We start from the raw sequence: 21,129 nt of genomic DNA, 5'->3' as shown, positions 1-21,129 counted from the left end.
CCGTCACCGAGCGGTCGCGGCCGGGGATGACGGGGCGGGGGCCAGCGCGGCGAGCTGCGCAGCGACGCCGGGGAACCGGTCCGCGCCGCCGGAGGCGGCCACGTAGCCGTCCGGGCGCAGCAGTACGAACCGCTGTTTTGGGCCGTCCAGCGGGAAGTGCGCGACCAGTTCGGGCAGCCGGTCGGCCAACTCGGCTGCGGTGGCGGCGAGTTGGCCGGTCGGGCCGCCGTAGGTGAGCAACTGGAAGCGGCCGGCCAGTTCGTCGGAGGGCCGGGGGATCCATCGGGGGTCCCGGGTTCCGGGTCGCGGCCTGGAGCGCTGCGTGCGGTCGGCGGGGGCGCCGAACAGTACGTCCGGGTAGTGGCTGCGCCAGCCGGCCAGCATCGGGGCGTAGCCGCGGGCCAGCGCGCCGGAGCCCGCCAGCAGCCGCCAGGTGAGGTCGCGGATCCGGCGGGCCAGCGGGCCGGCCACGGCCTGCCGGGCCATCCGGCCGGTGGCCTGGAGGGTCTGCGCGATCGCGGCGCGCCGCTCGGGGTCGTAGCTGTCCAGGATCGACTCGTGCAGTCGGCCGTGCACCACGCCGGCGAGCTTCCAGGCCAGGTTGCGGGTGTCCGGGATGCCGAGGTTGAGGCCCTGGCCGCCGATCGGGCTGTGCACGTGCGCGGCGTCGCCGACGAGGAAGCAGCGGCCGGAGCGCAGCGCGCCGGCCACCCGCTCGTCGCTGGAGAACAGCGTCACGGTGCGCACCTCGGTGAAGCGCAGCCCGCCGGGGCCGCGTTCGTCCAGCAGTGCCTGGGCGTGTTCGGCGGTGGCCTCGGTGCCCGCCGGGACGGCGCCGGAGAGGCGGAACTCGCCGCCGGGCAGCGGGGCGAGCAGCGCGACTCCGGCGTCGGCGAGGAAGTAGTGGATCTCCTCGGTGCTGATCCCCTGGGTGCCGCTCTCCCCCGTGCCGTTCCCCCCGTCGCCGGTCTCCCCCGTGCCGGTCTTCCCGGCGATGCGTCCCTCGGCGAGGAGGAAGGTGGCCGGGAACCGGGCTCCGGAGAAGTCGATGCCCAACTGGGCGCGCACCTGGCTGCGCAGCCCGTCCGCGCCCACCACCCAGTCGGCCTCGATCTCGGTGGTGCCGCCGTCCGCGCGGGTCGCGGTGACCGTCACGGTGTGCTCGCCCGGGACGACGTCGGTGACCCGGGTGCCCCACGCGACGTCGACGCCGCGGTCGGCCAGCGTCTCCGCCAGCAGCCGCGCGGTGCGCTCCTGGGGCAGCACCAGCGGGGCGTTGACCTCGCTCAGCGGCACCCGCACGCTGCCGCCGGTCCCCAGGTGGTAGTGGAGCGCGGCGGGCCGTACGGCGTCGCGGGCGGCGCGCTCGGCCAGGCCGAGTTCGCCGAGCACCTCGCGCACCGGCGGCCACAGCAGGATCGCCCGGGAGCCGGTGTGCGGCCGGCTCTCCGCGTCCACCACGGTGACCTCGACGCCGAGCCGGCTCAACTGCGCGGCCATGGCCAGGCCGCAGGGGCCCGCGCCGACGACCAGAACGGTAGTACGTTGCGTCATCGCTTCTCCAGCCACTCGTGCACCGCCTGAGCAGTACGGTCGGCGTGCTCTTCGAGGACGGTGAAGTGGTCGCCCACCAGTTCCACCGCGTCGTGCGGGTAGGCCCAGGTGGCCGGCGGGCGGTCGAACCCGGCGAGGGGCTCGGTGGCGCGGGCCACCAGGATCGGCGTCGGGCAGGCGCCGGGTTCCCAGTCGGTGAGCAGCCGCAGGTAGCCGCCCATCGCGGTGAGGCGGGCGTCGGTGGCCGCGCCGCTGTCGGCCAGCCGGGCGAACATCTGCTCGAACAACGCGGCGCCGCTGGTGGGCAGTTCGGCGCCGAACACGAAGGTGTCGATGAGCACCAGGGCAGCGGCCGGGCGGCCCAGCGCGGCCAGTCGGGCCGCCACGCCGTCGGCCAGCAGGCCGCCCGAGGAGTAGCCGACCAGCACCACCGGCCGCTCCCCCGCCGCCGCCAGCACCTGGCGGGTGGCGGCCTCGATCGCGGCGGGCCGGTCGGCGGGCAGCGGTTCGCCGTCCAGGTAGCCGGGCAGCGCGATGGCGGAGACCGCGCGCCGCTCGCGCAGTCCGGCGGCGAACCGGGCGTACTGGTGCGGGCCGGAGGTTGCCAGCACGGTGGGCAGGCAGACCAGCACCGGGCCCTCGTCGTGCGCGGTCAGCTCCACCGGTTCGGGCAGGGCGCCGGCCTCCTCGGCGGAGCCGAAGGTGGTGCGCAGCTTGGCGGCGGCGGCGAGCAGTTCGACGAACTCGCCGGTCTTCCCGGCCTCGGCCGCCCGGTGCTGGAAGGCCGCGAACAGGCCTGGCTCGGCCACGGCGGTGGCGACCGGGTCCGGGCCGAGTTCGCCCTGAAGGTGGCGGGCCAGCGCCTCGGGGGTGTCGTGCTCGAACAGGGTGGCCGCGGTCAGCCGCACCCCGGTGGCCGCCGTCAGCCGGTTGCGCAGTTCCAGTGTGGTCAGCGAGTCGAAGCCGTGTTCCAGGAGCCGGCGGGCCGGGTCGATCGCGGAGCTGTCCGGGAAGCCCAGAACGGCCGCGGCCTGCCCGGTGATCGCCGCCAGCAGCACGCCCAAGCGCTCCGCGGCGGGCAGCGCCGCCAGTTCGCCGACGACCGGGGTGGCCGGGCCGGTGGCCGTACGGCGGCCCCGGTCGGGGGTGAACTCGGCGATCAGCGGGCGGGGGCCGGTGAGGGTGTACGCGCCCCTGAACCGCGGCCAGTCCACCTCGGCCAGCAGCAGGCGGGTGTCGCCCGCGGTGAGCGCGTCGCCGAGCGCGGCGAGGGCGCGGTGCTCGTCCAGCACCCCGATGCCACGACTGGCCAGCCGTTCCCGGCGGGTGGCCGCGACACCCGTGGTGTCGGCCGGGTCCGCCCAGGGGGCCCAGGCCACCGACAGGGCGGGCAGCCCGGCCGCGGCACGGTGCTCGGCCAGCGCGTCCAGCCCGGCGGTGGCCGCCGCGTAGGCGGCCTGGCCGATGCCGCCGAAGGTGCCGGAGATCGAGGAGAACAGCACGAAGGCGGTGAGCGGGGCGTCGCGGGTCAGCTCGTGCAGATGCCACGCGGCGGTGACGCCCCGGCGCGGCGCGGATGCGGCTGCGCCGTCGAGGGTGCTCAGCGGTGTCTCGTCGAGCGGTACGGCGGTGTGCACGACGGCGGTGAGCGGCTGCCCGGCGGGCAGTTCGGCGAGCAGCGCGGCCACCGCCGCACGGTCGGTCAGATCGCAGGCGACGGTGCGCACCTCGACGCCCAGTTCACGCAGTTCGGCGGTGGCGTCCTCGGCCGGTGCGTCGCCGCCGGGGTCGACGGTCAGCAGCAGCGCGGGAGCGCCCGCGGCGGCCAGCGAACGGGCCACGGCCGCGCCCACGGCGGTGTCCGCACCGGTGACCAGGGTGGTGCCGGTGGGCCGCCAGGCGGCGCCGGTCGGCGCGGTCAGTGGGCTGCGCACCAGGCGGCGGGCGAACAGCCCGGCCGGGCGGACGGCGAGCTGTTCCTCGCCGGTACGCCCGGACAGCGCCGCGCACCAGCGGGTCAGCGCCCGTTCGTCGGGCCGGGCGGGCAGGTCGACGATGCCGCCGGTGAGATCGGGGTGTTCCAGGGACACCGTCGGGGCCAGGCCCCACAGTGCGGCCCGGTCCGGGTCGCCGTCCGGCGCGGCGTCCAGGGCCACCGCTTCCGTGGTGGTGAACCAGAGCGGGGCCGCCACGCCCAGCTCGAGCAGGGCGCGGACCAGGGACACGGCGGCCGGCCAGTCCAGCAGGGCGAGCACGCCGTCCGGCCGCGCCCCGGCCAGCGCGGTGCGCAGGGCTTCCGGGGCCGACGGGTCGGCGGTGACCTCGACCCGGATCACCCGAGCGCCGTGCCGGGCCAGCGCATCGGGTTCCGGTCCGGTGTGCCCGGGTGGCACGGCGACCAGCCAGTCGCCGGACAGCCGGGGGCTCGCCGGGTCGGGCACCGGCCGCCAGTCCAGTGCGTAGCGCCAGGAGTCCACGACGGACTGCTCACGACGCTGCCGCCGCCAGGCGGACAGCGCGGGCAGCACCGCGGCCAGTGGTTCGGCGTCCAGCTCCAGGGTCTCGGTGAGGCCGGCCAGGTCGGCGTTCTCCACCGCTTCCCAGAAGCCGGACTCCACCGCGTCGGCCGGGGCCGCCGGGTCGGATACGGCGGTGGCGTCGGCCTCGGGCCAGTAGCGCTGCCGCTGGAAGGGGTAGGTGGGCAGGTCCACCCAGGCGGTGTCCCGGCCGGCCAGGGCGACGCCGAGGTCGACCGGAGCGCCGCGGGTGTGCGCGTCGGCGACCGAGCGCAGGAACCGGTCCAGGCCGCCCTGGTCGCGGCGCAGCGAACCGACCACGGCGGCGTCGGCCCCGGCGTCCTCGGCGATGTCCTGCACGGCGGTGACCAGCACCGGGTGCGGGCTGACCTCGACGAAGAATCGCAGCCCCGCGGCCAGCAGGGTGCGCACGGCCGGGTCGAAGGCCACCGGCCGGCGGGCGTTGTCGAACCAGTACGGCGCGCCCAGGGTGGCGGGGTCGGTGAACTCGCCGGTGACGGTGGAGCAGAACGGCACCGTGGTGGCGGTGGGCCGGATGTCGGCGAACATGTCCAGGATGCGTTCGCGCAGCGGGTCGACCTGGTCGCAGTGCGAGGCGACGGTGGAGCCGACCAGCCGGGCGCGCAGCCCGTCGGCGGTGGCCTCGGCGACGAACCGGTCCAGACCGGCCGGCGGGCCGACCACGGTGACCGCGTTGGGGCCGTTGACGCCGCCGATGTGCAGCGTGTCGTCGCCCTGGGCGGCCAGCCTGGCGCGGACCTGCTGCTCGGGCGCGGCCACGGACACCACCGCGCCGTTGCCGCGCAGTTCGTCGGCGAACAACTGGCTGCGCAGCACTACGATCTTCAGCGCGTCGTGCAGGGACAGCGCCCCCGCGGTGTAGGCGGCGGCGATCTCGCCCTGGCTGCTGCCGACCACCGCGGCCGGGGTGAGGCCGTAGGAGCGCCACAGCTCGGCCAGCGACACCATCACCGCGAACAGCACCGGCTGCAGGATCTCGATGGGCTCCATGGAGGGAGCGCCGGGCGCGCCGCGCAGCACGTCGGCGATGGACCAGTCCACGAAGGCGCGGGCCGCGCTGTCGCACTCGGCCAGGTGCGCGGCGAACACCGGGGCGGAGTCGAGCAGTTCGACGGCCATGCCCGCCCACTGCGAGCCCTGACCGGGGAACACGAACACGACCCGGTCGGTCGGCACGGCGGTGCCACTGACCACCGCGTCGTGCGGCCGCCCCTCGGCCAGCGCGCGCAGTCCCGCAGCGACGGTGTCCGCGTCGTCGGCGACGACCACGGCACGGTGTTCGAGGGCGGAACGGTGACGCAGCAGGGCGGCGGCGAGATCGGGCAACGGCGTCCCACGCTGCACCAACGGCAACAGCCGATCGCCCTGAGCCCGCAACGCCTCCCGACTGCGACCCGACACCGCTATGGGTACGGGGGCGGGCGGGGCGGTCGGAACGGTTGTGCCGGCCGGGGCGGTTGTGGCCGCCGGGGCGGCGGTACCGGCTGGGGCAGTCGTGCCCGCCGGGGCAGTCGTGCCCGCCGGGGCAGTCGTGCCCGCCGGGGCAGTCGTGCCCGCCGGGGCAGTCGTGCCCGCCGGGGCAGTCGTGTCCGCCGGGGCGGACGAGGCGGTCGCGCCTGCCGGGGCAGTGGTAGCGGCCGGGGCGGTCGTGCTTGCCCGAGCGGACGGAACGGCCGTGCCCGCCGGGGCAGTCGTGCCGGGCGAGGTCGGCCGGCCGTCGGGGGTGTCGGGGTCCGGGGTGATGAACTCCGGGGCCTGTTCCAGGAGGACGTGGGCGTTGGTGCCGCTGATGCCGAAGGCGGAGACGCCGGCGCGGCGTGGGCGGCCGGTTTGTGGCCAGGGTTGGGGCTCGGTCAGCAGTGCCACGTTGCCGGCGGAGAAGTCCACCTTGGAGGTGGGGGCGTCGACGTGCAGGGTGCGTGGCAGGTGGTCGCCGCGCAGCGCCATGACCATCTTGATCACGCCGCCGACCCCGGCGGCCGCGCCGGAGTGGCCCAGGTTGGACTTCAGCGAGCCCAGCCACAGGGGGCGGTCGGCGGGCCGGTTGCGGCCGTAGGTGGCCAGCAGCGCGTTGGCCTCGATCGGGTCGCCCAGCGCGGTGCCGGTGCCGTGTGCCTCGACCGCGTCGATGTCGGCGGCGGTCAGGTCCGCGTCGGCCAGCGCGGCGCGGATGACCCGTTCCTGTGAGGGCCCGTTGGGGGCGGTCAGCCCGTTGGACGCGCCGTCCTGGTTGACCGCCGAGCCGCGTACCACGGCCAGCACGCGGTGGCCGTTGCGGCGCGCGTCGGACAGCCGCTCCACGACCAGTACCCCGGCCCCTTCGGACCAGGCGGTGCCGTCCGCGGCCTCGGCGAACGCCTTGGCGCGGCCGTCGGGGGCCAGGCCGCGCTGCCGGGACAGTTCCACGAACCCGGCCGGGGTGGACAGCACGGACGCTCCCCCGGCCAGCGCGAGCGAACACTCGCCGCGGGCCAGCGACTGGCAGGCCAGGTGCAGGGCGACCAGCGAGGCCGAGCAGGCGGTGTCCACGGACAGCGCGGGCCCCTCCAGGCCCAGGGTGTAGGACACCCGGCCGGACAGCACGCTGATCGCGTTGCCGGTCAGCAGGAAGCCTTCCAGGTCGTCGGCGGCCTGCGCGGCGAGCATCCCGTAGTCCTGCGCGCCGCTGCCGACGAACACGCCGGTCTGGCTGCCGCGCAGCGACAGCGGGTCGATGCCGGCGTGCTCCAGCGCCTCCCAGGAGGTCTCCAGCAGCAGCCGTTGCTGCGGGTCCATGGCCAGCGCCTCGCGGGGCGAGATCCCGAAGAACGTGGCGTCGAAGTCGGCCACGTCGTGCAGGAATCCGGCCTCTTTGACGTAGGTGGTGCCGGGGCGGTCCGGATCGGGGTCGTAGAGGCGGTCCAGCGGCCAGCCCCGGTTGCCGGGGAAGGCCGACATCACGTCGTGGCCGGCGGCGACCACCTCCCACAGGTCATCGGGCGAGGCGATGCCGCCGGGGAAGCGGCAGGCCATGCCGACGACGGCGACCGGTTCGGCGTCGCGCTGCTCGTACTCGCGCAACCGCTGCCGGGTCTCGTGCAGGTCGACGGTGACCTTGCGCAGGTAGTCGCGGAGACGGGTGACATCACTCATGATCAGCTCAACTCCGAGTCGATGAACCGGAAGATCTCTTCGTCGCTGGCGGCCCCGAGCTGCTCGGTGACCGACTCGCGGTCGCCGTCCGGGCTCGGGGTCAGCCGGCCGACCAGGCTCTGCAGCCGGGTCAGGGCGCGCCGCCGGTCGTCCTCGCCGGACACCTCGGCCAGTACCCCGGCCAGCCGGTCGAGTTCCTCGTCCAGCGAGCCGAGGGCCGCCTCGGCGGGCACCACCAGTTGCTTGCGCAGGTGATCGGCGAGTTCGGCGGGGGTGGGGTGGTCGAACACCGCGGTGGCCGCGAGCCGTACGCCGGTGGCCGTGCCGAGCCGGTTGCGCAGGTTCACGGCGGCCAGCGAGTCGAACCCGAGGTCGGTGAACGGCCGCCCGGTGGGCAGTGCGTCCGGGTCGTCGTGGCCGAGCACGACGGCGACCTCCCGGCGTACCAGTGCGACGAGTTCGCGCCGCTGGTCGGCCTCGGGCAGCGAGCCGAGCCGGGCGGCGGGCCCGGAGTCGGACGCGGCCGGTCCGTCGGTGCCGGCGGCGAGAGCGGCGCGCACCTCGGGCAGTTCGCCGAGCAGCGGGCTGGGCCGGGCGGCGGTGAACGCGGGCGCGAAGCCGGCCCAGTCCACGTCGGCGACGGTCACCGTGGTGTCGGCGTGCCGTACCGCGTCGGCGAGCGCCGCGAGTGCCTGCTGCGGGGCGAGCGCCAGCACACCGCGGCGGCGCAGTTGTTCGCGGCGCTCGGCCTCGGCGGCGGCGTCCGCCGCGCCGAGCCCGGCGCCCTCCCAGGGGCCCCAGGCGACGGCGGTGGCGGGCAGTCCGCGAGCGTGCCGGTGCTGGGCCAGCGCGTCGAGGTAGGCGTTGGCCGCGGCGAACGCGCCCTGTTCGCTGCCGCCCCAGGTGGCCGCGACGGAGGAGAACAGCACGAACGCGTCCAACTCGCCGGTGAGCCGGTCCAGGTTGGCCGCGCCGCGCACCTTGGTGTCGAGGGTGGCGGCGACGTCGGCGAGGTCGGTGCCGGTCAGCGGGCCGGAGCGCAGCTCGCCCGCGGTGTGCACCACGGCGGTCAGCGGCAGGTCGGCCGGGATCGCTTCGAGCAGTTCGGCGAGGGCGGTCTCGTCGGCCGCGTCGCAGGTGCTCAGGGTGACCGGGACGCCGAGGTCGTCCGGTGCGGTGGCGGCCGGGTCGTCGGTGGTCAGCACCAGCGCCTGCGCGCCGCTCGCGGCGAGCCAGCGGGCCACCGGCAGGCCCATCGGGCCGAGGCCGTCGGTGACCAGCACGGTGCCGGTGGGCTGCCACAGCCGGACCGGGGTGCGTCCGCCCAGCGGGGCGTGCGCCAGCCGTGGCACCAGCACCCCGCTGTCGCGCACCGCCGCCTGGTCCTCGACACCCGCCTGGTCCTGTGCGCCCGCCAGCAGCGCGGCCAGCCGGTCGAGCCCGCGGCTCGGGTCCGTCGGCAGGTCGACGATGCCGCCGAACAGTTTCGGGTGTTCCAGCGCGAGGGTGCGGCCCAGGCCCCAGAGCATGGCCTGTTCGGGGTGCGGCAGCCGGTCGGCCGGGGTGGCGGCGACCGCGCCGCTGGTCACCAGCCACAGCACGGGCTCGGTGTTGTCGGTTTCGGTGTCGGTGTCCGCCAGGGCGCGTACCAGTTCCAGCGTGGCGGCGAGTCCGGCGGGTACGGCGGGCTGTTCCGGGTGCGGGCCCTCGGTCAGGCCCAGCAGCGAGACCACCCCGGACGCGCTGCCGACCTCGGCCGGTACGGCGTCCGGGCCGAGTACGCGGACCCGGGCACCGGCGCGGGTGAGCGCGGCGGCGCACTCCTCGGCCAGGGGCAGCCCGTCCGGGCTGACGACGAGCCAGTCGCCGGTCAGCACCGCCTCGGCCGCCTCGACCGGTCGCCAGCCGACGGTGTAGCGCCAGCCGTCGGTGGTGGCGGTCGCCTCCTGGGCGGCGCGCCAGGCGGCCAGTGCGGGCAGCACCTGGGCGAGCGGTTCGGCCGCGACGCCGAGCAGGCCGGCCAGCGCCTTCGGGTCGGCCGGGTCGGCGTCGTCGACGGCCGCCCAGAACGCGCCGTCCACCGCGTCGGCGCCGGTGCGCTCGGGGGCGGCGAGCCAGTAGCGCTGCCGTTGGAAGGCGTAGGTGGGCAGGTCCAGCGGGGCGGGCCTCCGGTCGTCGAAGGCGGCGGCCAGCCGGACCGGCAGTCCGGCGGTCTGCGCCTCGGCGACGGACAGCAGGAACCGGTCGAGGCCGCCTGCGTCGCGGCGCAGTGAACCGACGACGGTCACCTCGTCCAGCGTCTGGTCGATCCCGGGCACCAGCACCGGGTGGGGGCTGACCTCGACGAACCCGCGGTGGCCCTGTGCGGCCAGGGCGCGCACGGCCTGTTCGAAGTGGACGGTCTGGCGCAGGTTGCGGTACCAGTAGCCGGCGTCCAGCGCGGCGGGGTCGGCCCAGTCGGCGGTGACCGTGGAGAACATCGGTACGTTCGCCGCCTGTGGCCGTATCTCGGCGAGGGCCTCGATCAGTCGGGTCTCGATGCGCTGCACCTGCGCGGAGTGCGAGGCGTAGTCCACCGCGATCCGACGGACCCGTACCGCGCGTTGCTCGCAGTCGGCCAGCAGCCGGTCCAGTGCGGCGGAGTCGCCGGAGATGACGGTGGAGGCGGGGCCGTTGATCGCGGCGACGGTCACCTCGCCGCCGGCGGGCAGCAGGTCGGTCACCTCGTCGGCGGGCAGCGCCACCGACGCCATGCCTCCGTGGCCGGTCAGTTCCTCGGCGATGAGCCTGCTGCGCACGCAGACCACGAGCGCCGCGTCGCGCAGGGACAGCGCCCCCGCGACACAGGCAGCCGCTATCTCACCCTGCGAGTGACCGACCACCGCGTCGGGCTCCACCCCGAACGACCGCCACAGCGCCGCCAGCGACACCATCACCGCGAACGACACCGGCTGTACGACGTCCACCCGGTCCAACGACGGCTGACCCGCCTCGCCCCGCAGCACACCCACCAACGACCAGTCCACGAACTCGCCCAGCGCCGACGCGCACTCGGCCATCCGCGCCGCGAACACCTCCGACGAGTCCAGCAACTCGACCGCCATGCCCGCCCATTGCGCGCCCTGGCCGGGGAACACGAACACCGTGCGGGTGGCGGATCCGGCGGTTCCGGTGGCCACGTGCGGGGCGGCGTCCCCGGCGGCCAGCGCGGTCAGGCCGGTGAGCAGGTCCTCGCGATCGGCCGCGACGACCACCGCCCGGTGGGTGAGCGCGGAGCGCCCGGTGGCCAGGGCGGCGGCCGGCTCGGTCACTCCGGCGTCCGGGTCGGCGGCCAGCCAGGTGTGCAGCCGGCTGGCCTGGGCGCGCAGCGCGGCCTCGGTGTTGCCGGACAGCGGCACCGGTACGACCCGCCGGGGCGCCGGTCGCGGGGCCGGGAGCTCCGGGGCCTGCTCGATGATGACGTGTGCGTTGGTGCCGCTGATGCCGAACGAGGACACCCCGGCCCGGCGCGGCCGGTCGCGCTCCGGCCAGGGCTGCGCCTCGGTGAGCAGCCGTACCCCGCCGGCCGACCAGTCGACGTGCGGGGTCGGTTCGTCGAGGTGCAGGGTGCGCGGCAGCGTTCCGTGCCGCATCGCCTGGACGACCTTGATCACCCCGGCGACACCGGCGGCGGCCTGGGTGTGCCCGATGTTGGACTTGACCGAGCCGAGCCACAGGGGGTCGTCCTCGCGGCCGCGTCCGTAGGTCTCCAGCAGCGCCTGCGCCTCGATGGGGTCGCCCAGCGCCGTTCCGGTGCCGTGCGCCTCGACCACGTCGATGTCCGAGGTGGACAGGTGTGCGGCGGCCAGCGCGGTGCGGATGACCCGTTCCTGCGAGGGGCCGTGGGGTGCGGTGAGCCCGTTGGACGCGCCGTCGGAGTTGACGGCGGAACCGCGCAGCACGCCGAGGATCCGGTGGCCGTTGCGGCGCGCGTCGGACAGCCGTTCCACCACGAGCAGGCCGACGCCCTCGGACCAGACGGTGCCGTCCGCGGCGGCGGCGAAGGCCTTCACCCGGCCGTCGGCGGCCAGGCCGCGCTGCCGGGAGAACTCGATGAAGGTGCCCGGCGTGGACATCACCGTCACGCCGCCGGCCAGCGCGAGCGAGCATTCCCCGGCGCGCAGCGCCTGCGCCGCCAGGTGCAGGGTGACCAGCGAGGAGGAGCACGCGGTGTCCACGGTCATCGCCGGGCCCTGGAGTCCGAAGGCGTAGGCGACGCGGCCGGAGGCGACGCTGCCCGCGGTGCCCGCGCCGAGGTAGCCCTCGACGTCCTGCGGGGTGCTGGGGAGCCGGGTGGCGTAGTCGTGGTACATGACGCCGACGAACACGCCGGTGTCGGTGTCGCGCAGCGACAGCGGGTCGATGCCGGTGCGTTCCAGTGCCTCCCAGGAGGTCTCCAGCAGCAGCCGCTGCTGCGGGTCCATGGCGAGTGCCTCGCGCGGTGAGATCCCGAACAGGGCGGCGTCGAACTCGGCCGCGTCGTGCAGGAAGCCGCCCGCGGTGAGGTAGGTGTGTCCGGCCCGGTCGGGGTCGGGGTCGTAGAGGCGTTCGGTGTCCCAGCCGCGGTCGGTGGGGAACGGCGAGATGGCTTCGCCGTCCCCGGCCACCAGCCGCCACAGGTCCTCCGGGGAGCGCACTCCGCCGGGGTAGCGGCAGGCCATGCCGACGATCGCGATGGGCTCGTCGGCCGGGCCGGTGCGGCGGGGTTCGCCCCGGGTCGGGGCGGCGGCCGCGCTGAGCCTGGCCAGCAGGTACGCGGCGGTGGCCGCGATGCTCGGGTGGTCGAAGGCCAGTGTGGCGGGCAGCGGCAGTCCGGTGCCCGCCGCGAGCCGGTTGCGCAGTTCCACCGAGGTCAGCGAGTCGAAGCCGAGGTCGGTGAAGGCGCGCCGGTCGCCCAGTTCTTCCGCGCTGTCGTGGCCGAGGGTGGCGGCCACGGCAGTGCGTACGGTGTCGCGCACCAGCCTGCCGCGGGCGGCCTCGTCGAGCCCGGCGAACGCGGCCTCCAGCGCGCCGGTGGCCGTAGCGCGGCGGGCCGGGACGCGGACCAGGCCGCGCAGCACCGGGGCGGGCGGCACGGTGCGGGCCTGTTCGCGCAGCGCGGGCAGGTTCAGGCGGACCGGGACGGCCAGCGCGGTGTCGCCGGGGACGGCGGCGTCGAACAGCCGCATGCCCTCGGCCGGTTCGAGGGGCACCACACCGAGTCGTTCGATGCGCTGCCGGGCGGTGCCGTCGGCGGTGTCGCCCATGCCGCCTGCGCCGGCCCACAGGCCCCAGGCCAGCGACACCGCGGGCCGGCCTGCGGCGCGACGGCGGGTGGCCAGGGCGTCCAGTACGGCGTTGGCGGCGGCGTAGTTGCTCTGCCCGGGGCTGCCGAGGATCCCGGCGGCCGAGGAGAACAGCACGAACGCGGTCAGGTCCAGCCCGCGGGTCAGTTCGTCCAGGTGCAGTGCGGCGTCCACCTTGGGCCGCAGCACCCGGTCGAGGCGTTCGGGGGTCTGGGCGTTGAGCATTCCGTCGTCCAGTACGCCGGCGGTGTGCACCACGGCGGTGAGCGGGTGCGCGTCGGGGACGGCGGCGAGCAGCGCGGCCAGCGCGTCACGGTCGGCCACGTCGCAGGCCACCGCCTCGGCGGTGGCGCCGAGCGCGGCGAGGTCGGCGAGGAGTTCGGCGGCGCCCGGGGTGTCGGGGCCGCGGCGGCCGGCGAGCAGCAGGTGCCGTACACCGTGTTCGGCGGCCAGGTGGCGGGCCAGCACCGAGCCGAGCGCGCCGGTGCCGCCGGTGATCAGCACGGTGCCCTCGGGGTGCCACGCGGCGGGTTCGCCGGCGGCGGCGCGTACCAGCCTCGGGACGAGCACCGCGCCGTCGCGGACGGCCAGTTGGGGTTCGCCGGTGGCCAGGGCGACGGGGTCGGGCACGCTGCCGTCGCTGTCCAGCAGCACGATCCGGTCCGGGTTCTCCGACTGGGCCGAGCGGGCCAGGCCCCAGGCGGCCGCGGCGCCCAGGTCGGTGCCGTCGGTGCCGCCTCGGGTGCGCAGCACCAGGGTGGTGGCGGCGAACCGCTCCTGGGCGAGGAACTCACGCAGCAGAGCCAGCACGCGATGGGCGGCGGTGGCGATCGCGGCCGGGTCGTCGTCGGCGGCGGCCGGCAACGCGGCCAGCAGCCATTCTCCCGGTTCGGTCACGGCGGTGAGGTCGAGGTCCGGGCCGAGTTCGGTGGGCGTGGGTCCGTCGGCGCGGGTGCGCACCGGCGTCCAGTCCACGGTGTGCAGCGCCTCGGTGCCGAGGTGGGCGGCGCGCAGTTCGGCCGGGAGCGGGCGCAGGGCGAGGCTGTCCACGGTGAGCACCGGAGCGCCGTAGCGGTCGTACGCGGCGATCGCGACGCCGCCGTCGGCCGGGGTCAGCCGCACCCGCAGCGTGTCCGCGCCGGGCTGGTGGACGGTGACCCCGGCCCAGGCGAACGGCAGGGCGGCCGTGGTCGCGTCGGGGTCGGTGGCCAGCGCGTGCAACGCGGCGTCCAGGAGCGCCGGGTGTACCCCGAAGCCGCCGGGTTCGGCGGGGGCGGGCAGTGCCGCCTCGGCGTACACCTCGGTGCCGGTGGCGGTGTCGCGTCGCCAGGCGGCGCGCAGCCCGCGGAACGCCGGTCCGTAGGCGAGGCCGCGGTCGGCCAGGAGCTGGTACAGCTCGCCCGGCTCGGTCTCGGCCGCGTCGGCCGGGGGCCAGTCCCCCTGCGGCGGCGCGGCGTCGGCGGGCGGTTCGACGGTGCCGGCGGCGTGCCGGGTCCAGGGTTCGTCGGTGGTGGTGCCCGCTTCGGGCCGGGAGTACAGGGTCACCGCGCGGCGGCCCTGCTCGTCGGGCGCGCCGAGCACCAGTTGCAGGGCGGCGCTGCCCCGCTCGGCCAGCACGAGGGGGGTGTCCAGGGTCAGTTCGGTGATGCGGCCGCAGCCCAGTTCGTCGCCGGCGCGTGCGACGAGGTCGACGAACGCGGTGCCGGGCAGCACGATCCGGCCGGCCACCACGTGGTCGGCCAGCCAGGGCTGGGTGGTGGTGGACAACCGTCCGGTGAACAGCATCCCGGCGCCGTCGGCCAGCGCGACGGCCGCGCCGAGCAGCGGGTGCCCGACCGGGCCGAGGCCGGCCGCGCCGACGTCGGCGGCGCTCTCGCCGGTCATCCAGAACCGCCGGTGCTGGAACGCGTAGGTGGGCAGTGCGACCAGTGCCGGTGCGCGGCCTTCGGTGACCGCGGCCCAGTCCGGGGAGATGCCGTGCACGTGCAGCCGGGCCAGCGTGTCCAGCAGGGCGGGGATCTCGTCCCGGCCGTCGCGCAGGGAGGGCAGTACGACCCGTTCGACGGCGGCGGACTCGGTGCCGGGCTCGGTGACGTGCTTGGTGACGGTTTCGGTGCCGTGCTCGGTGCCGGGTTCGGTTGCCGGCAGGCAGTCGCGGGCCATCGCGGTCAGCGCCGCGGCCGGGCCGATCTCGACGAACGCGGTGGCCCCGGCGTCGGCCAGGGCGCGCATCGCGGGCAGGAACCGTACGCTGTCGCGGACGTTGGCCACCCAGTGTTCCGGGTCGGTGATCTCCCGCTCCGACAGCGGCGCCCCGGTCACCGTGGACACGACGGGCAGCCGCGGCGCGGTGATCGGGATGCCGGTGACGACCTCCCGGTACTCGGCGAGGATGCCGTCGACGTGCGGGGAGTGCGGGGCCATGGTGACCCTCAACTGCCGGGTGCGGCGGCCCTGTTCGCGCCAGTGCGCGCCGATCTCGGCGACCGCGTCGGCGTCGCCGGACACGACGACCGAGCCGGGGCCGTTGACCGCGGCCAGCCGCACCTGTCCGGCGTGCTCGGCGAGCAGCGGGGCGAGTTCGGCCTCGGTGGCCTGGATCGCGACCATTGCACCGCCGGGGGTGGCGCGTGCCATCAGCCTGCCGCGGGCGGTGACCAGCGTGGCGGCGTCGGGGAGGGTCAGCGCCCCGGCGACGTGCGCGGCGACGATCTCGCCGACCGAGTGGCCGGCCACCAGGTCCGGTCGCAGGCCCCAGCTCTCCACGAGCCGGAACAGGGCGACCTCGACGGCGAACAGGGCGGCCTGGGTGAAGTCGGTACGGTCGAGCAGTTCGGCCTCGGGGCTGCCCTCGGCGGCGAACAGCACCTCGCGCAGCGGCCGGGGCAGGTGCCGGTCGAGTGCGGCGCACACCGCGTCGAACGCGGCGGCGTAGGCGGGGAACTCCGCGGCCAGTGCGCGGCCGGAGCCGAGGCGCTGGGAGCCCTGGCCGGGGAACAGGAAGGCGAGTTTCCCGGCGTCGGCGGCGCAGCCGGTGACCAGGTCGGCGTCGGGGGCGCCCTCGGCGAGGGCGGCCAGTCCGGTGCGCGGGTCGGCCGTCACGACGGCCCGGTGCGGGTGCGCGGCCCGGGTGGTCAGCAGCGCGTGCGCCAGTACGGCCGGTTCGACGTCGGGGTGTTCGCCGAGGTGGGTCAGCAGCCGGGCGGCCTGCGCGCGCAGGGCGGGTTCGGTGCGTGCGGAGACCACGACCGGCAGCGGCAGGGCCGCCGGGCCCGGGGCCGCCGCGGGCTCCTCCGGCGGGGCCTGTTCGATGATGATGTGCGCGTTGGTGCCGCTGACGCCGAACGAGGACACGGCGGCGCGGCGGGCCCGGCCGGTCTGCGGCCAGGGGCGCTGTTCGGTGAGCAGGGACACCGCGCCGGAGGTCCAGTCCACGTGCGGGCTGGGTTCGCCGACGTGCAGGGTGCGGGGCAGCAGTCCTTCCCGGACGGCCAGGACCATTTTGATGATCCCGGCGACGCCGGAGGCGGCCTGGGTGTGCCCGATGTTGGACTTGACCGAGCCGAGCCACAGCGCGTCGCCGTCCCGGTCGCGGCCGTAGGTGGCCAGCAGGGCCTGGGCCTCGATGGGGTCGCCGAGGGTGGTGCCGGTGCCGTGCGCCTCCACCGCGTCGACGTCCCTTGTGGACAGTCCGGCAGCGTCCAGCGCGGTGCGGATCACGCGTTGCTGGGACGGGCCGTTGGGCGCGGTGAGCCCGTTGGACGCGCCGTCGGAGTTGACCGCGGATCCGCGCACCACGGCCAGCACCGGGTGCCCGGCGGCTCGCGCGTCGGACAGCCGCTCCACGAGCAGCATCCCGGCGCCCTCCGACCACGAGGTGCCGTCCGCGTCGGCGGAGAACGACTTGCACCGGCCGTCGGCGGCCAGGCCGCGCTGCCGGGAGAACTCCACGAACAGCCCGGGCGTGGCCATCACGGTGGCGCCACCGGCCAACGCCATGTCGCACTCGCCGCGGCGCAGCGCCTGGGCGGCCAGGTGCAGCGCGACCAGCGAGGACGAGCAGGCGGTGTCGACCGTCAGCGTGGGACCTTCCAGGTCGAACACGTAGGCGAGCCGGCCGGAGGCGACGCTGGCCGCGCTGCCGGTGAGCCGGTAGCCCTCCACGCCTTCCGCGGCGTGGTGCAGCATCGGCCCGTAGTCCTGGCGCATCACGCCGACGAACACGCCGGTCCGGCTGCCGCGCACCGTGGCCGGGTCGATCCCGGCGTGTTCGAAGGTCTCCCAGGTGGTCTCCAGCAGCAGCCGCTGCTGCGGGTCGGTGGCCAGCGCCTCGCGCGGGTTGATGCCGAAGAACTCGGCGTCGAAGTCGGCGGCGTCGCGCAGGAATCCGCCGTGCCGGGTGTAGGACGTGCCGGGCCGGTCGGGGTCGGCGTCGAACAGCGAGTCGAGGTCCCAGCCGCGGTCGGCGGGGAACTCGGTGATGCCGTCGCCGCCGTCGAGCAGGAACCGCCACAGGTGTTCCGGGGAGCGGATCCCGGCCGGGAACCGGCAGGCCATGCCGACGATCGCGATGGGCTCGTCGACGGCGGCCCCGGTACGGGCGGGGTGCCTCGTGGCCGGGGCGGTGTCCTCGGGCCGGTCCTGGCGCAGGTATCCGGCCAGCGCGGCGGGCGTCGGGTAGTCGAACACCAGGGTGGCGGGCAGGCTGGCGCCGGTGGCCGCGCCGAGCCGGTTGCGCAGTTCCACGGCGGACAGCGAGTCCACGCCCAGCGCGCGGAACTCCGCCTGCGGGTCGATGGCGGCGGCGCCGGTGTGCCCGAGGACGGCGGCCGTCTCGGTACGCACCAGCGTCAGCAGTTCCTCGGCGGTCGGCGCGGCCGTACCCGGCCCGGTCTGTGCGGCGGCCCGCCGCCGGGTGCGGACGAGGCCGCGCAGCAGCGGTGGCAGCAGCAGCGGGTCGGCGGTGCGCAGCCGGACCTTGGCCGGTATCAGCACCGGGTCGTCCATGGCCAGCGCGGTGTCGAGCAGTGCCAGCGCCTCGTCGGCGGACAGGGCCTGCACTCCGGCGCGGGCCATCCTGGCCAGGTCCGACGAGGACAGGTCGCCGGTGATGCCGCTGGGCGGGGCCCACAGTCCCCAGGCGAGCGACTGGGCGGGCAGCCCGGCGGCGCGCCGCTGACCTGCCAGTGCGTCCAGGCAGGCGTTGGCGGCGGCGTAGTTGGCCTGGCCGGGGCCGCCGAGGGTGCCGGTGGCCGAGGAGAACAGCACGAACGCGGCCAGGTCGTGGCCGCGGGTCAGCTCGTCGAGGTGAGTCGCGGCGGTCACCTTGGGCCGCAGCACCGCGGTCAGGCGCTGCGGGGTCAGCGTGGTGAACAGCCCGTCGTCGGCGACTCCGGCCGCGTGCATCACGGCGGTGAGCGGGTGTTCGGCGGGTATGCCGGCCAGCAGCGCGGCCAGCGCGTCGCGGTCGGCGGCGTCGCAGGCCGCCACGCGCACCTCGGCGCCGAGTTCGGTGAGTTCGGCGGCGAGTTCGGGGGCGCTGCCGCGGCGGCCGGTGAGCAGCAGGTGCCGGATGCCGTGCTCGCGCACCAGGTGCCGGGCGACCAGCGCGCCGAGGGTGCCGGTGCCGCCGGTGATCAGCACGGTGCCGTCGGGGTCGAGCGCGCGGGGCAGGGTGAGCACCAGTTTGCCGGTGTGCCGGGCCTGGCTGAGGAACCGGAAGGCGTCCGTGGCCCGGGCGATCGGCCACACCTGCGGCGCCGGCGCGGTCAGCGCGCCCGCGGCGAACAGGTCCAGTACGGCGACCAGCAGCCGCTGCATCTCGTGCGGCGGCGACTGCATCAGGTCGAACGGCCGGTAGTCGATCTCCGGGAAGTCGGCCGGATCGCGCAGGTCGGTCTTGCCCATCTCCAGGAACCTGCCGCCGGGGCGCAGCAGTCCCGCCGAGGCGTCGATGAACTCGCCGGACAGCGAGTTGAGCACCACGTCGACGGGGCCGAACTTCTCGGCGAAGCCGGTGTCGCGGGAGGAGGCGAGGTGCGCGTCGTCCAGGCCGAGGTCGCGCAGCACCTGCCACTTGCCCTCGCTCGCGGTGCCGTAGACCTCGGCGCCGAGGTGCCGGGCCAACTGCACGGCGGCCGTGCCGACGCCGCCGGCCGCGGAGTGGATCAGCACCTTCTCGCCGGCCCGCAGCCCGGCGAGTTCGACCAGGCCGAGGTGGGCGGTGAGGTGCGCGATCGGCATGGCGGCGGCCTGCTCGAACGTCCAGCCGTCCGGGATCGGCGCCACGGCGGCCCGCTCGGCCACCGCGAACGGGGCGAACGCGTCGCCGAACAGGCCGGTGACCGGGGTGCCCGGGGCAAGGTCGGTGACGTCGGCGGCCACCTCGGTGACCACGCCGGCGCCCTCGCCGCCGAGGGCCACCTCGCCCGGGTACATGCCCAGGGCGATGAGCACGTCGCGGAAGTTCAGTCCGGCGGCGCGCACCGCGATGCGCACCTGGCCCGGTGCCAGTGGGGCGGCGGCGGCCGGGGCGGGCACCGGCGCGAGGTTGTCGAGGGTGCCCGGGCGGGTGACGGCCAGCCGCCAGTGCGGGTCCACGGGCGGCACCAGCTCGGGCCTGACCAGGCGGGGGGTGAGCAGCACGCCGGCGCGCAGCGCCACCTGGGGTTGCCCGGCGGCCTGCGCGGCGGGCAGCGCGCGACGGGACGCGGTGGTGTCGTCGACGTCGGCCAGCAGGATCCGGTCGGGCTGTTCGGCCTGCGCGGCGCGCAGCAGCCCCCACACCGCCGCACCGCCCGGATCGGCTGGCTGGTCGACGGGTTCGGTGGCGACCGCCCCGGTGGTGACCACCAGCAACCGAGCCGGCTCGGCGGTGGCCGCGAGCCAGTCCTGCACCTGCCGCAGCACGGCGGAGGCGACCTGTTCGACGGGCTCCCCCACGGGAACGGACAGCACGGTGACGTCGGCGGCAGCGTCATCGCCAGGCACACGGTCGCCGGGGACACGGTCGCCGGTGAGGTCGGCTCCGGCGGCGCGTAGGTCGGTGGCCAGGGCCTCGGGCAGGGCGCCAAGCGGCGCCCAGCGGCCGGTGGCCGGTGTGGTGGGGGCCGGGGCGGTGTCCCAATCCAGGCGGAACAGCGAGTCGCGGGGCACCCGGCTGGTGGGCCGGCCGGGGGCGGCACGCAGCGTGAGCGATGCGACGGAGGCGACCGGCGAACCGGTGGCGTCGAACAGGTCCAGCGCGACGGTGCCGTCACCGGTCGGAGTGAGCCGGACCCGTGTGACGGACGCTCCGGCGGCGTGCAGCCGGATGCCGGCCCAGGCGAACGGCAGCCGCGCGGTGCCGGTGTCGTCGGTGAGCGCGAGCGCGTGCAGGGCGGCGTCCAGCAGCGCGGGGTGCAGCCCGAACTCGGCGGCCCGGTCGCGGTGTTCGTCGCTCAGGGCGACCTCGGCGAGGATGTCCGCGCCGCGCCGCCAAGCAGCGCGCAGGCCCTGGAACGCCGGGCCGTAGTCCAGGTCACGGGCGGCGAGGTCGGGGTAGGCGGTGTCCACGGCCAGCGGGGTGGCGTCCCGCGGCGGCCAGGCCTCTTCAGCGGCGACGGGTTCGTTCGGGCCGAGGGCGAGGGTGCCGGTGGCGTGCAGCGTCCATGGCTCGTCCTCGGACGCGTCCTCGGCCAGTGAGTAGATGTCGACGGCGCGGCGGCCGGAGTCCTGTGCCTCACGGACGGCCAGTTGCAGCCGGACCGCACCGGTGTCGGTGAGCACGAGCGGTGCTCGCAGCACGAGCTCCTCGACCTGGTCGCAGCCGACCCGGTCGGCGGCCTGCACGGCCAGTTCCACGAACGCCGCGCCGGGCAGCACGATCGCGCCGGAGACGCGGTGGTCGGCCAGCCAGGGCTGGGACGGCACCGACAGCCGGCCGGTGAGCAGGTAGGCGTCGGACCCGGCCAGCGCGGTGGCCGCGCCGAGCAACGGGTTGCCCGCCGGAAGCAGCCCGACGGCACCGAGGCTGCCGCCCTGGGCCGATTCCAGCCAGTAGCGGCGGCGCTGGAAGGCGTAGGTGGGCAGTTCGGCCCGGGGCGCGGCGGGCAGGTACCGCGCCCAGTCGACCGTGCCACCGTGCGTGTGGAAGCGGGCCAACCCGGCCGCCAGAGTGCGGACTTCCGGCTGGTCACGACGCATCAACGGGACGAATACGGCGGTGGCGTCGTCCTCCGGCAGACAGTCCGGCCCGGCGGCGGTGAGCGCGGTGTCCGGCCCGACCTCCACGAACCTCGTCACACCCTGCGCATGCAGATGCGCCACGGCATCGGCGAACCGGACCGTCTCCCGGACGTTACGCACCCAATAATCCGCAGTCGTGGGCGTCGCCCCGACCTCCACCGTCGACACGAAGGGAATACGCGGGGCAGCGAAGGCGACACCGGCGATGGCTTCCCGGAACCGCTCCAACACCGGCTCCACCAACGGCGAATGGAACGCATGACTCACCCGCAACCGCGAACACCGCCAGCCCCGCTCCCGCACCCGCCCCTCGACGACGTCCACCGCCGACCCCA

2 protein-coding genes and 2 pseudogenes are annotated in these 21,129 nt (G+C 76.0%); all 4 read right to left on the bottom strand.

Annotated elements, in window-relative coordinates; genetic code table 11:
• Positions 1-3 precede the first annotated feature (3 nt).
• Positions 4-1,554: an FAD-dependent oxidoreductase gene (locus BMZ82_RS28470; protein WP_093780262.1), complete on the bottom strand. Its 1,551-nt coding sequence runs from the start codon at positions 1,552-1,554 to the stop codon at positions 4-6.
• Positions 1,551-5,978: an SDR family NAD(P)-dependent oxidoreductase gene (locus BMZ82_RS40925; RefSeq protein WP_371271317.1), complete on the bottom strand. Its 4,428-nt coding sequence runs from the start codon at positions 5,976-5,978 to the stop codon at positions 1,551-1,553. The genes BMZ82_RS28470 and BMZ82_RS40925 overlap by 4 nt, the downstream gene beginning before the upstream one ends.
• Positions 5,859-18,217, bottom strand: a pseudogene (locus BMZ82_RS28460) (type I polyketide synthase); the annotation flags it as partial. The gene BMZ82_RS40925 and the pseudogene BMZ82_RS28460, both read right to left, overlap by 120 nt.
• 87 nt (positions 18,218-18,304) lie before the next feature.
• Positions 18,305-21,097: pseudogene (locus tag BMZ82_RS42815) on the bottom strand (polyketide synthase dehydratase domain-containing protein); the annotation flags it as partial.
• Positions 21,098-21,129: the final 32 nt, after the last annotated feature.

Origin of the sequence: Streptomyces sp. yr375 (assembly GCF_900110755.1) — a bacterium.
Taxonomy (GTDB): Bacteria; Actinomycetota; Actinomycetes; order Streptomycetales; family Streptomycetaceae; genus Streptomyces.
Note: the sequence above shows the minus strand (reverse complement) of the source record. Positions and strands in the feature narration are given on the sequence as shown.

Excerpts from the sequence above, each read along its gene's own strand:
- BMZ82_RS28470 (WP_093780262.1), bottom strand. The coding sequence starts at position 1,554 with ATGACGCAACGTACTACCGTTCTGGTCGTCGGCGCGGGCCCCTGCGGC.